The organism is Martelella lutilitoris (assembly GCF_005924265.1).
Taxonomy (GTDB): Bacteria; Pseudomonadota; Alphaproteobacteria; order Rhizobiales; family Rhizobiaceae; genus Martelella; species Martelella lutilitoris.
Genome location: NZ_VCLB01000002.1, coordinates 332,277 through 345,423, shown reverse-complemented (window position 1 = coordinate 345,423; position 13,147 = coordinate 332,277). Strand labels below are relative to the sequence as shown.

At 61.9% G+C, this 13,147-nt stretch carries 11 protein-coding genes; 7 read left to right on the top strand and 4 right to left on the bottom strand.

What is annotated here, in order from left to right; all coding sequences use genetic code 11:
* Positions 1–4 precede the first annotated feature (4 nt).
* From FF124_RS04385 to FF124_RS04365, 5 genes are all read left to right on the top strand, one after another.
* The gene (locus tag FF124_RS04385) at positions 5–1,309 is read left to right on the top strand and encodes a carbohydrate ABC transporter permease (protein ID WP_246072171.1); all 1,305 of its coding nucleotides are present in this window, start codon (positions 5–7) and stop codon (positions 1,307–1,309) included.
* Positions 1,306–2,556 (top strand): carbohydrate ABC transporter permease, encoded by a 1,251-nt coding sequence (locus FF124_RS04380; RefSeq protein ID WP_210237433.1) that lies wholly within the window; start codon positions 1,306–1,308, stop codon positions 2,554–2,556. The genes FF124_RS04385 and FF124_RS04380 overlap by 4 nt, the downstream gene beginning before the upstream one ends.
* A gap of 2 nt (positions 2,557–2,558) precedes the next feature.
* The gene (locus FF124_RS04375; RefSeq protein ID WP_246072170.1) at positions 2,559–3,842 is read left to right on the top strand and encodes an MGH1-like glycoside hydrolase domain-containing protein; all 1,284 of its coding nucleotides are present in this window, start codon (positions 2,559–2,561) and stop codon (positions 3,840–3,842) included.
* Positions 3,843–3,853: 11 nt separating this feature from the next.
* A complete protein-coding gene (locus FF124_RS04370) occupies positions 3,854–4,906 on the top strand; it encodes an ABC transporter ATP-binding protein (RefSeq protein ID WP_138747261.1) in 1,053 nt (350 codons plus the stop codon).
* A 68-nt stretch (positions 4,907–4,974) separates the two neighbouring features.
* Positions 4,975–6,342 carry an aminotransferase gene (locus FF124_RS04365; protein WP_138747260.1) on the top strand — a complete coding sequence of 456 codons (1,368 nt, stop codon included), beginning with the start codon at positions 4,975–4,977 and terminating at the stop codon, positions 6,340–6,342.
* Between the two features lie 12 nt (positions 6,343–6,354).
* Here FF124_RS04365 and FF124_RS04360 read toward each other — a convergent pair whose 3' ends face one another.
* The 3 genes from FF124_RS04360 to rirA form a co-directional block, all read right to left on the bottom strand.
* Entirely contained in the window at positions 6,355–7,356 is a 1,002-nt protein-coding gene (locus FF124_RS04360; RefSeq protein WP_187326804.1) for a substrate-binding domain-containing protein, read from the bottom strand.
* Positions 7,357–7,476: 120 nt separating this feature from the next.
* Entirely contained in the window at positions 7,477–9,108 is a 1,632-nt protein-coding gene (locus FF124_RS04355; RefSeq protein ID WP_138747258.1) for an FGGY-family carbohydrate kinase, read from the bottom strand.
* A 271-nt stretch (positions 9,109–9,379) separates the two neighbouring features.
* Positions 9,380–9,847, bottom strand: a complete 468-nt coding sequence (gene rirA, locus FF124_RS04350; RefSeq protein ID WP_138747257.1) for an iron-responsive transcriptional regulator RirA — start codon at positions 9,845–9,847, stop codon at positions 9,380–9,382.
* Positions 9,848–10,012: 165 nt separating this feature from the next.
* Between rirA and FF124_RS04345 the strand changes: the two genes are divergently transcribed.
* Both FF124_RS04345 and FF124_RS04340 read left to right on the top strand, forming a co-directional pair.
* Positions 10,013–11,044, top strand: coding sequence for a Fe(3+) ABC transporter substrate-binding protein (locus FF124_RS04345; RefSeq protein WP_138747256.1), 1,032 nt, complete (start codon positions 10,013–10,015; stop codon positions 11,042–11,044).
* A 61-nt stretch (positions 11,045–11,105) separates the two neighbouring features.
* The gene (locus FF124_RS04340) at positions 11,106–11,534 is read left to right on the top strand and encodes a hypothetical protein (RefSeq protein WP_138747255.1); all 429 of its coding nucleotides are present in this window, start codon (positions 11,106–11,108) and stop codon (positions 11,532–11,534) included.
* Between the two features lie 184 nt (positions 11,535–11,718).
* Here FF124_RS04340 and FF124_RS04335 read toward each other — a convergent pair whose 3' ends face one another.
* Positions 11,719–13,023, bottom strand: a complete 1,305-nt coding sequence (locus FF124_RS04335) for a polysaccharide biosynthesis/export family protein (RefSeq protein ID WP_246072169.1) — start codon at positions 13,021–13,023, stop codon at positions 11,719–11,721.
* Between the last annotated feature and the right edge of the window lie 124 nt (positions 13,024–13,147).

Sequence of the window (13,147 nt, the reverse complement as noted above, 5' to 3'; positions counted from 1 at the left end):
TCAGATGTCCGACATGACCGACAAGGCTGAAATCACGCCGACGCCGCCAAAGACCTATGGCCGCATGGCCAAGCGCGAGATGCGCTTTGCCTATTCGATGCTGGCGCCGACCTTCCTGATCGTGCTGGCGATCGTGCTCCTGCCGCTGGTCGCCAATTTCTGGATCTCGTTCAAGCCGGTCACGCTTTCCGACCTGCGACCGCCGGAACTCAACATCAACGAGCGCCTGCGCGGCGATCTTGAACAGGTTGGCGACACGGCAGAGCTTGAATACAGGCTGCGCAACACCTCGCAAAAGGCCTCGATCTACGAGGCGGGCTTTGTCGATATCATCCCCGACGGCCTCGAAGTCACCGGGCTGGACCAGCGCTGCACGCTCACTGGCCGCGAACTGACCTGCACGCTCGGTGACCTGCCGGAGAAATTCCGCGACCGCATCCGCCTGCAGGTGATTGCCGATACCGCCTACCTGACCTCGCCTGTCGAGCCGCGCGACAACCCGGCCGAGGCCTTCGGAAGATCAGACAATATCCTCACCAATTTCCAGTTCACGCTGGACAATTTCTCGCGCATCTTCTCCTCGCCCGATTTCTGGAAAGTGCTGCGCGTCACCTTCTATTACACGGTGTTCGGCACGGCGAGCGCGCTGGTGCTCGGACTTTTCGCCGCCCAGCTCCTAAACCAGAGCTTCAAGGGACGCTCGGTGCTGCGCGGACTTTTCCTGTTTCCCTATGTGGCGCCGGTGATTGCGGTTGCCTTTACCTGGATCATCCTGCTTGATCCTTACTCCGGCACGCTGAATGCCCTTCTGGTGCGCTCCGGAATGATCGGCGCGCCGATCGATTTCTTCGGCCAGCGCGATGTCGATATTTCGATCTTCGGTCTCACCTTCCAGTTCCCGGTGGCGCTGACGACGGTGATCGCGTTCGAGGCCTGGCGCTATTTCCCGCTGTCCTTCCTGTTCATCCTGGCGCGCATGCAGGCGCTTTCCACCGATGTCTACGAGGCAGCCGAGATTGATGGCGCAACGCCGCTGCAGCAGTTCTGGTACATCTCGCTGCCGCAGCTTGTCGGCATCCTCGCCGTGTTGTTCCTGCTGCGCTTCATCTGGACCTTCAACAAGTTCGACGACATCTTCCTTCTGACCGGCGGGGCCGCCGGCACGCGGACGCTGACGGTCGATGTCTATGAACAGGCCTTTGCCGTTTCCAATCTCGGCGCGGGCGCGGCGGTCGCCGTCGTGGTCTTCGTCGTGCTTCTGGTCTTCTCGCTGATCTTCTTCAAATTCTCACCGCAGGATGATGGATGATGCGCATCGGAACCGGTTTCATCGCCGCCATTCTCCTGGGCGCCTTCTGGGGCATCGTCTGGATGATCGTGGTCGGCCTTGTCTTCACCCTGTTTTCGGGGCAGTCGACAGCGCCGCCGCTTGCCATAGCGGCCCTGGCCGGGGCCGTGGGCGCAGCGATCTATGCGCTTTCGCCGGTCAAGACGCGCGACCGGCCGAAAAGCCGGGGCCCGCGCGTGCAGGCGACCATGGTGATCGCCATCTTCGCTGTGCTGATGCTTCTGACCTTCGGCGAACCCTTCGGCCTTTCGCTGGCCTACACGACCGTGCCGCAACTGGCAGCCCTTGCCGCCTTCCTCGTCGCCGTCTGGTGGTCGATCGTGGCCGCGCTTCATGACCAGACCTCCGGCAATCTGGCACGCTATCATCTCGAAGTGATCTTCCTGCGCTTCATGAAGGGGCTGGGTCTGACGATTTTCACAATCGTCGTTGCGCTTCCCTTCTACGTCATGGTGATGACGAGCTTCAAAAGCCAGCAATCGCTGATCTCCAATCCGCTCGACCTGTCGATCGATCTCAGCCAGGGGCTGTCCGGCCTGTTCAGCTCCTATATCGAACTCTTCACCGTCTATTCCTTCGGCACCTTCCTGATGAATTCGGCAATCGTTTCGGTCGCCACCGTCATCATCACGCTGGCCTTTGCCGTGCCCGGCGCCTATGCGGTGGCGCGGCTGAATTTTCCCGGGCAGGCCTTTCTTTCGCGCTCGATCCTGCTGATCTACATGGTGCCGGCGATCGTGCTGGTGATCCCGCTTTATTCTGTGTTCTCGCAGGTGGGTTTGAGAAACTCGCTGGTCGGGCTGATGATCGTCTATCCGGCCACCACCATTCCGGTTGCGCTCTACATGCTGCAGGGTTACTTCCGCGGCCTGCCCTCCGAACTGGAGGAAGCCGGCTTGATGGACGGGTTGAAACGGCCCGGCGTCATCCTCAAGATCACGCTGCCGCTGGCGCTTCCCGCGCTCGCCTCGGTCGCGCTCTACGTCTTCATGATCGCCTGGAACGAGTTCCTGTTCGCCTTCATGTTCCTCGATGACGTCAACATGTTCACGCTCTCGCGCGGGGTCGTGTCGCTGAACTCGTCCGAGGTTCCGCGACAGCATCTGATGGCCGGCGCCGTGATCGCGACCGTGCCGGTGCTGTTCATCTTCCTCTGGTTCGAACGCTTCCTGGTGGCGGGTCTGACCGCCGGCAGCGTGAAAGGCTGACAATGCATCAATCGCTGAAACAACAGGCTATCGACATTCTGCGCATGAACGATCGCGGCGGCTATACCGTGCCGACGGCCAGGCTTTACCCCTATCAGTGGGAATGGGATTCCGTCTTTGCCGCGCTCGGCTTTGCCACCTTTGACCGCGACCGCGCATGGGAAGAGATCGAGACACTGTTTTCCGGCCAATGGGATGACGGCATGGTGCCGCATATCATCTTCCACAAGACAGACCCGGACTATTTCCCCGGCCCGGAAATGTGGAAATCCAATACCGTACCGCCCTCCTCGGGCCATTCCCAGCCGCCGGTGGCCGCAAGCGCGATGCTAACGATGATGCAGACCGGCACGGATATGGACAGAGAGCGGGCAAAGGCGCTGTTCCACAAGCTTTATGCCTGGCACCGCTGGTTCCACACCTATCGCGACCCGGATAACACCGGCGTGGTCGGCATTATCCATCCATGGGAATCCGGTCGCGACAATTGCCCGGACTGGGATATCGGCATGGGCCGGATCGTTGTACCCGACGATCTCGGCGACCTGCCGCGCCGCGACATCACCCATGTCGATCCGTCCGAACGGCCGACGGCGGAACAGTACAACCGCTATCTCGCCATCGTGAAATTCGGCCATGAGTGCCAATGGGACCATCTGGAGATCGCCCGCAACGGCCCGTTCTTCATGGTCGACCCCTGCGTGCAATTCGCGCTGATGCGCGGCGACCGGGACCTTGCCGAACTGGCAACGGAATTCGGCGAACCCGGCATCCGTGACGAGGCGGAGGCCTGGCTGAAGCATTCCAAGGCTGGTTGCGACAGTTTCTGGAGCGACGATGTCGGCGGCCATGTGGCCAAGGATCTTCGCACCGGCGGGCTTTCAACCGCCTTCACCAACGCCTCCGCCATGGCGCTTTATGCCGATGCCGGCTCGCCCGATCAGCAAAAGCGGCTGACGGCGGAAATCGCGGCCATTCTCGACCATTGTTCCTTCGGCTTCCCGAGCTGGGATCCGCGCGACGCGCAATTTGAGAGCCGACGCTACTGGCGCGGTCCGATCTGGTCCGTTGTCAACTACATGATCGGCATCGGGCTTTCGGAAAAAGGCGAAACCGCGCTTGCCGAACGGTTGCGCAACGATACACGCCGCGCCGTCGAGACATCCGGCTTCTTTGAATATTTCGACCCGCTGACCGGCGAGGGTCTGGGCGGCAAGCTGTTTACCTGGACAGCCGCCATCCATCTCGCCTGGGCAATGGGCGACGACATGTTGCAGGCAGGCTGAGGGAGAAGGACATGGGCGCGATCAAGCTCGAGAACGTGGAAAAATGGTTCGGCGACCTGCAGGTCATCAAGGGGATCGACCTCGAGATCGCGGACGGTGAATTCGTCATCTTCGTCGGCCCGTCCGGCTGCGGAAAATCGACTCTCCTCAGGATGATCTCCGGGCTCGAGGAGACAAGCCGCGGTCGCATCCTGCTTGATGGCGACGACGTGACCGACCGGCTGCCATCCGAGCGCGGTCTTTCTATGGTGTTCCAGTCCTATGCGCTCTATCCCCATATGAATGTGCGCGACAATATGGGCTTTTCGCTGAAGACCGCCGGCAGTCCCAAGAAGGAAATCGAGGAGAAGGTCGGGCGCGCGGCTGAAATCCTGAAGCTTGAGGACTATCTCGACCGCCGCCCGAAGGCGCTTTCCGGCGGCCAGCGCCAGCGCGTCGCCATCGGCCGGGCGATCGTGCGCGAGCCGAAGGGCTTTCTCTTTGATGAGCCACTCTCCAATCTCGACGCGGCGCTGCGCGTTGAAATGCGCTTCGAAATCGCCCGCCTGCACGAGACCCTCGGCACGACGATGATCTACGTGACCCACGACCAGGTGGAGGCGATGACGCTGGCAGATCGGATCGTGGTGCTGAAGGATGGCCGGATCATGCAGATCGGTAGCCCACGCGAGCTCTACGAGAAGCCCGACAACCTCTTCGTCGCCCAGTTCATCGGCTCGCCGAAAATGAACATCCTGCCCTGCACGGGTGCCGACGGCAGATATGAGATTACCGGACACGGCAGCGGCCCCCTGCCGGAAGGCACCGAGGGAACGCCGGCGACGCTTGGCATACGGCCGGAACATATCGATATCGTCAAGCCCGGCGAGGGACAGATTTCCGGCACGGTGGAGATCGTCGAATATCTCGGCTCCGACACCTTCCTCTATGTCGATTGCGGCGATGCCGGACGGCTGATCGTGCGCGCGGACGAGGTTGAGGACAATATCCGCAGCCAGGAAATCGGCCTTTCCTTCCGCGACCGGCACATCCATGTCTTCAACGAGGCCGGCCTTTCGCTATGAACGTCCGCCAGCCTTGACGGCGCCCCCCATTCGCGGGAAAGCTCTGCCCGGAAACAGGGAGACCGGACATGGCGGACGCAAAAGGCAATTCGTGGGAAGAAAAGGACAGGGCCAATGTCCTTCATGGCTTTACCGATTTTCCCTCTCTGAAGGAAAACGGACCCGTTATCCTCACCCATGGCGAGGGCATCTACGTCTTCGATGTCCACGGCAAGCGTTATCTCGATGCCAATTCCGGGCTGTGGAACAACGTCGCCGGTTTCAATCACAAGGGCATCATTGAAGCGCTTACGGCCCAGGCCGAACGCTTTCCCGGCTATCATTCGTTCTTCGGCCGCATCGCCGATGTCACGGTCGCGCTTTCCGAGCGACTGATCGGGCTCTCGCCCTTTGACAGCGGCAAGGTCTACTACACGAATTCCGGTTCGGAAGCGAACGACACCATGGTCAAGATGCTGTGGATGATCAACCGCCGCAAGGGCCAGCCGGAACGGCGCAAGATCATCACCCGCATCAACGCCTATCACGGCGTGACGATTGCCACCTCTTCGATGACGGCGAAGCCCTATAACAGCGAATTCGGTCTGCCGCTGCCGGGCTTTCTCCATGCCGATTGCCCGCATTACTGGCGTTTCGCGCTGGAAGGCGAGACCGAAGAGGCGTTCACCGAGCGCATGGCGCGCAACCTGAAGGACCTGATCGAGCGCGAGGGGCCGGAGACGATCGCCGGCATGTTTGCCGAACCCGTCCAGGGCGCCGGCGGCGTCATTCCCCCGTCGAAGGGCTATTTCGCGGCGATCCGCCCGGTGCTCCGTGAGTATGACATTCCGCTGGTCGCCGACGAAGTCATCTGCGGTTTCGGGCGACTGGGAGAGATGTGGGGCAGCGACTATTACGACATTGAGCCGGACGCGATCATCGCCTCGAAATGCATCACCGCCGGCTATTATCCGATGGGCGCCGTCATTCTGGGAGAAGAACTGACGGCCGCGCTGGAAACGGCCTGCGAGGCGGCGGAAGAGTTCCCCCACGGCTTTACCGCGGCCGGCAGCCCGCTCGGCTCCGCTGTCGCGCTGAAGGCGCTGGACGTGATCGAGAATGACGGGCTGATCGACAATGTCCGCGCGCTGACGCCTTACTTCCTCGAGCGACTTTACCGGTTTGGCGAACACCCCCATGCCGGCGAAGTGCGCGGAGTCGGCTTCATGGGCGCGATCGAGATCGTCGCCGACAAGAAGAGGAAGACATCCTTTGACGGCAAGCTGCGCATTTCCGAGCGCATTGCCAACAAGGCGCTGGAAAAGGGCCTGATCTGCCGTCCGCTCGGCGCCTCCGTCGTGCTCGCCCCGCCCTTCATCATCACAAGGGAAGAACTCGACACCATGTTCGACCTTCTGGAAGAGACTTTCGCCGCCGTCTTCGCCGAGATCGGTTGACGCCGGCAATCTTCACGCCGTGGCGTTGAGATGGACCAGTTCGGCATCCACGATCGTGCGTGTCCCCTCGGCGGCGGGCCTGCCGCCGATCTGGGCGGCAATGGAGCGGAAGGCGGCGCGCGCCAGCCCCGCCTCGTCCTGACGGATGACGATGACGGTATTGGGCAAAAGCTCGAGGAAGCCGTCATAGTCGAATGTGGCGATGATCATTTCAGGCGGCACGACGGAACGGGCCTGTTTCAGGCATTGCAGCGCGCCCTCAAGCACAAGCAGCGACGAACAGACAAGCGCCGTGGGCAGTTCTCCGCCGTCCGCCAGAAGCACCTGCATCATGGTCTCTCCGGCTGCCGCGCTGTCGTCATCCGCCGTCAGCACCCGCGCATTCTCGCCATCACCGGCCGCCTCGCGGAAACCCGCGATACGCTCGACGATCGCAGGATTATCCGGGTGGCCGCAAAAGAACGCCATCCGTTCCGCGCCGGAGGCCATCACCGCCTCTGTGAGCAGCCTCGCATTTTCCCTGTGGTCGCTGGTGATCGCCTCGACGCTATCGCCCGGATAGTGCCGGTCGACCAGGACCATCGGCGTGCGCCGGCCACGTTTGCGGGTCGCCGCCGCGGGACGCGGCGCGCAGGGCGCGAGCACCAGCCCATCGACCCCGCGTTCCATGAGGCTCTGCAGGGCGCGGGCCTCGAGCGCCGGATCCTCTCCGCTTGAAGTCGTGATCAGCACCAGACCTTCCGCCCGGCAACAGGCTTCAAGGCTCGCCATGAACCGGGCAAAGAACGGGTTGGCAATCTGCGGCGCGACAAACCCCACGGTGTGGCTGCGCCGCGTCTTCAGATTGCGCGCCGTCTGGTTGATCGTATAGCCGTGCTCGGCCACATAATCCTGAATGATCTTCTGCGTGCGCGCGCTGATTCGGTATTCGGAGGCGCGGCCGCTCAGGACCATGGTGATCGTGGTCCTCGAATAGCCGGTTTCCTCCGCGATCTCGGATATGGTTTTCGCCATTACCTGTCTTTCGTGCTGTGTGCCCGCGCCGTCCGCGGCCAGCATAACGTTGCCGCTGCGCAAGCGCACGGGAAAACGCGGGCCTACGCCGGCAAGCCCTGATGCCAGACGACGGAGGCGCTATGCCCGCATCGCCGCGCGGATCTTGCGGTCGGCCTCCTGCAGCAGCGCGAAGGCCGCGAACTTGGCCTCGTGCAATGCCGCGACCGGGCCGCCGACCGGTTCGATGATCTCCCTGATGGCAGACATCTGCCGGGCGCCCTGTTCCAGATCTTCATGATGGCCGGACGCGACTGCCCCGATAATGGCGCCGCCGAGCAGAACCGGTTCGGCCGTATCCGGCAGCGCGACCTTCAGCCCCGTCGCATCCGCCAGGATGCGCCGCAACAACCCGCTCTGCGCCGCGCCGCCGCTGACCACGATGGTCTCGAGCGGCAGCCCCTTTTCTCTTTCCGCCTCGATGATCTGCCGCGTGCCGTAGCAAAGGCCGCAGAGCCCGGCGACATAGAGGGCAACAAGGCTCTCCTCGCTCGTCTCAAGCTTCAGGCCGCTGATGACGCCAGTTGCCTGCGGATCGGCATAGGGCGCGCGGTTGCCGAGGAATTCCGGCACCACCTGGAGATCGCGCCCGAGAAAAGCCGCCTGTTCAAGCGAGCCGGCTTTCTCGACGGCACGCTTTTCCAGATAGACGGGAAGCGACAGGCCCGCCGCCGCCGCCTTCTCGCGCATGGCGGAATAGGCGGGGTGCAGCGTGACCAGATGATCGAGCGCCGCGCCATAGGCGGACTGGCCGCCTTCCAGAAGCCAGAAGCCCGGCACCATGGCGCCGAAATAGGGCCCCCAGACGCCGTCGACGAAATTCGCATCCTTCGCCAGCGTCATGGCGCAGGCCGAAGTGCCCATGATCAGGGCCATCTGCGTTTCCGGCGGCAGGTTCTCGCCGTCCGGTCCTTCGCAGGCAAAGGTGCCGACGCCGCCGCAATGGGCATCGATCAGCGACGCGCCGACAGGCGTTCCGGCCACAAGGCCGAGTTCGGCGGCGGCCTGTTCAGTGAGGCCATCGCCAAGCGGCGTTGCGATATCAACCACGCTGGAGCCAATCCGCGCGAAGTCGTTCTCGGCGAGTTCTTCGAGGCCAACCGCCTTGAAATAGCCGGCATCCCAGCGCTTTTCATGGGCGAGATAGGTCCATTTGCAGGTTACCGTGCAGACGGAACGGTCCGTCGCCCCCGTCGCGCGCCAGGAGAGAAAGTCGGCGAGATCGAAGAAATGGCCGGCGGCGGCGAAGGTCGCGGGCCGGTTCTCCTTCAGCCAGAGCAGTTTCGGCGTCTCCATTTCCGGCGAGATACGGCCGCCGACATAGCGCAGCACGTCGTGCCCGCCGGCATTGATGCGGTCTGCCTGATCGATGGCCCGGTGGTCCATCCACACGATGATGTTGCGCTCGGGATCCTCCGACGGGCCGACGGCAAGCGGCTTGCCATTGCTATCCAGGACGACAAGCGAACAGGTCGCGTCGAAGCCGATCCCCTTGACGCTGTCGGGCGCGATGCCGGCCGCGGCAATCGCCGTCTTCGTCGAAAAGCAGATGGCGTTCCAGATATCGTTCGACGACTGTTCGACGATGTCGCCTTCTTCCCGCCAGAGGGTGAGATCCTTCTTGCCGGCGCCGAGAAGGCGCCCTTCCTCGTTGAAGACGCCCGCGCGGGCGCTGCCGGTTCCGACGTCAATGCCGATGAAATGATTGCTCATGCTTCTCTCCCTGCTCCGTCAGGCATGCGGAGCATCTCCGTTTTCTTCTCCGGCCATGGCGGCCGCCTGTCGCCGATGCACCGCCAGAAACAGCATTTCCTTCAAAAACAGAGAATGCTGTCACGAGTTAGCTGTCTCCTTGCTACATCGTTCCGGACGCAAGCTCAAGCCGCAACCGTGCTCTGCCGCGCAGATCGGGAGACCTCGGCAAAGAAGAAGGCGCCGGGCATGTCCCCGACGCCTCAAAAACACTGGAATGACCGGCAGTGGGTCACGCGGCCGAGGTCTCGACCTTCCTGTCTTCCTCAATGCTGAGCAACTTGAAAATATCGGTGCGACGGCGCACGAGATCATGAATGGTGTAGCCGGCGAGCACAGAGAAGAACGCGTTCAACGCCTCGCGAAGCGCCCCGTTGAAGCCGCAGCTGTCGACCAGCGGGCAATCCGTCTCATTGCCGTCGTCAAAACACTCGGCCATGGAGAAGTTTTCTTCCGTGACGCTGACAACGTCGAAAAGCGTGATCTCGGAGGCCGGGCGACCGAGGCGGACACCGCCATTGCGGCCCCGCACCGTTTCCATGATGCCGGCCTTGTGCAGCGGCTGGATGATCTTGAACAGGAAGAGCTCAGATACGCCATAAGCCTTGGCGATCTCGGGCACACGGCTCAGCTTGCCGTCGTTGGCGGCGCAATACATGAGCATCCGTACCGCGTAATTCGTCTGCTTGGTCAGGCGCATACCGATTTCCTTTTTAGAATCTTTCCATCTTTATAACGCGTTTCTCAGTTTGGAACAATTCCAAAAGAAGAAATTTTTACTCAAGTCTAGGAGCCCGGTCGGTTGACACCTCGCACAGGATACTTGATTACATAAATCAACTTAAAAGATCACAAGGAGGATTCAATGACAAGGCTCAAGGCGCTTGCCGGTTCTTTCGTGGCATTGGCGACGGTCGTTGCGGCCGCCCCGGCGACAGCCGAGGACGTCAACATTTATTCCTATCGCCAGCCGGAGCTGATCGCGCCGCTGCTCGAAGCCTTCGAGGCCGAAACCGGCATCAACGCCAATGTGCTGTTTCTCGATACGGGCCTTGTCGAGCGGGTGAAGGCGGAAGGCGCCAACTCGCCGGTCGACGTGATCCTCACCGTCGACATTGGCCGCCTGACCGAAGCCAAGGAGGCGGGCGTCACCCAGCCGGTCGAAAGCGAAACCATAAACGCGGATATCCCCGCGCAGTTCCGCGACCCGGACGGCGACTGGTTCGCGCTGACCAAGCGCGGCCGCGTCGTCTATGCCTCCAAGGACCGCGTCGGCCAGGTGCCGATCACCTATGAGGAACTGGCGGACCCTAAATGGAAGGGCGCGATCTGCATCCGCGACGGCCAGCATCCCTATAACATTGCACTGATCGCCTCGATGATCGCCCATCACGGCGCAGAGTACACCGAGGAATGGCTGAAGGGCCTCAAGGCAAATCTCGCCCGCCGCCCGAACGGCAACGACCGTAGCCAGGCCAAGGCAATCATGTCCGGCGAATGCGACATTGCGCTCGGCAACACCTATTATGTCGGCCTGATGATGACCAATGACAAGGAACCCGAGCAAAAGGACTGGGCAGCGGCAATCGACATCCTGTTTCCCAACGCCGACGGGCGCGGAACCCACGTCAACGTCTCCGGCATGGCCATGGCGAAACACGCGCCGCATCCGGAAAATGCGCTGACACTGATGGAATTCCTCGCTTCGCCGGAAGCCCAGGAGATCTATGCCGAACAGGTGTTCGAATATCCGGTCATGCCGGGCGCGGAAGCCTCCGAGATCGTTCGCTCCTTCGGCGACATCCATCCCGACGACCTGTCGCTGGCCGAGATCGCCGATCATCGCCGCGAAGCCTCCGAACTCGTGGACAAGGTCGGCTTCAACGACGGACCGTAAGCCGGACCCCGATCAAAAGCCACATGATATCGAGGCCCGGCGCGATGTGCCGGGCCTTTTCATGTCCGCTGCACCCATGATGGCGCAAGACGGCAGACAAAGGCCGGAATTCCGCTATGATGCGCAGCACAACCAGTTGGGAGAAAAGACAATGGTCAATCTGATCAAGGCGGCCGCCTTTGCCGCTGTGATAACGGTCGCCGGCTGCCAGACGGCCCCGCCCGAAACGCCGCTCGAGGAATTGCTGGACCAGGGCGCCCGCGCCGAGCTCGCCGCCCAGCGTTGCGAGAGCTTTACCAGCCTGCGCGGCGACAGGAAGCTGCAGGATGCCGCCGACTCGATCTATGCCAAGGCAAGGAGCATGGGCGCCGATCAGGCCGATATCGAAGCCGCCCGCCTGCGCGCGCGCCAGCAGGCCGGGATCAGGGACACGCTGATCGGCAACGAGGCGACCTGCGACGAACTTTCGATCCTGCCCCCGGGCTACTGACCGCTTCCGGGCAACCCGAACCGCCAGGCTTAAAAATAAACAGGCCGGCCGCTTGCGCGACCGGCCTTTTTTCGTCGTTCCTGCTCTCTCGGGACGTCCGTGGAAGACGCCGCTGGTGCATTCACCATCCGAGACCGGCAGAGGGGAACAGAACCGCGCTCAGGTCGAACGCGGCTCCTGTGCCTCAATCGAGGATGCCGTTGGCCGTGCCGAGGATCGAGATCGACGGCGTGATCTGCGAGATCAGGCGGTTCCAGTTGGTGATCGGCTGGCTGGCGACGAAGACGATATCGTTCGGCCGAAGCTGCAGCTCGGTTGCGAGAAGGAGGTTCGCGGTATTCTGCGCATCAAGCGCCCAAGCCGTGATCCCGAGAGGCTCGCCTGCCGCAATCCGGTTCTTGCGCAGAACATAGATGCGCCGCGGGTTGCCGGTGACGGGCTGGATGCCTCCCTGCTCGAACATCGCATCGGCAAGCGTGGCGTAACGGTCGAAGGGAAGCGGCCAGCGGCCCTGCTGCTTGACCTCGCCGAAGACATAGACGTAGTCCCTGTCGATCGCATCCATCTGAACGCGTGTTTCGAAGATGTCCCGCTGCTCTTCCAGCACGTCGCGCTGGAATTTGGCGAGGTCGAGTTCCTGACGCAGATAGCCTTCGGCCAGCTCGACCGAATATTCGGTGTCGACAAAAACGCGGTCCCCGTTCTGCAGGAGCACTTTCGGGATGTCGTTCTTGGCAAAAAGCTTGGTCGCCGGGATCTGATAGGTCTTGTCATCGCGATAAAGGCGCACCGTCGCATATTCCGGATCGGTGGCGACGACGCCGCCTGCGGCGGTCACCGCCTCGTCGAGATAAAGCGGCGTCAGCGTGATCGGCTCAAGCTGCGGCTGTGCCACGGCGCCGCCGACGGCAACCCGCTGGGAGTTGAAGTCGGTGATCTCCAGATTGAAGTTCGGATCAATCTGGCTTTCGACAAGTCTCTGGAACAGAACGGACTGAGCTTCCTCCATGGTCATGCCGCCGATTGTCACGCGCCCGACCGTCGGGATCGCGATCGCGCCGTCATCCTGAACGGTGTAACCCTGTCGCGAATTCTGCGCGGCAAGAAGGCCGTTGATCTGGTTCAGCGTGGAAGTTTCGGCTGTTGGGGTTGCCAGAAGCACCACGTCGCCGACGCCGATCCTGTAGGGCTTGGGCTGCTGGAAGGGCGGCAACTTGGTCTGGACGGAACCGGGCCGCGACTGCGGTCTGTAGGCGGAGATGCGCGGCACCGCGGCGCCCTGCAGCGTCGCCGTCTGGTCAAAGACGGGCGGCAGGGAGCGCGGCGTATAGGGCGTCATGGCATTGGCCATCATGACATTCTGGCTCGTCACCGGCACAACCTTGACCACGGATGTTTCACCGACAACCGGGCGAACCTCCGAGACATTGTACAATGCGCTGCACCCGGTCATGATGATCGCGGTGAGGATGACGGTAATGGCACGCAATTGAAACTCTCCGAATTGCTGTCACTTGCCCCTTGAATAAAAGCCCAAAACGTATCACCCCGCAGGAGACAAGCAAAGCGCCTGGCAAGAATACATGGATACTCAAAAACTATTAAACAAAAAC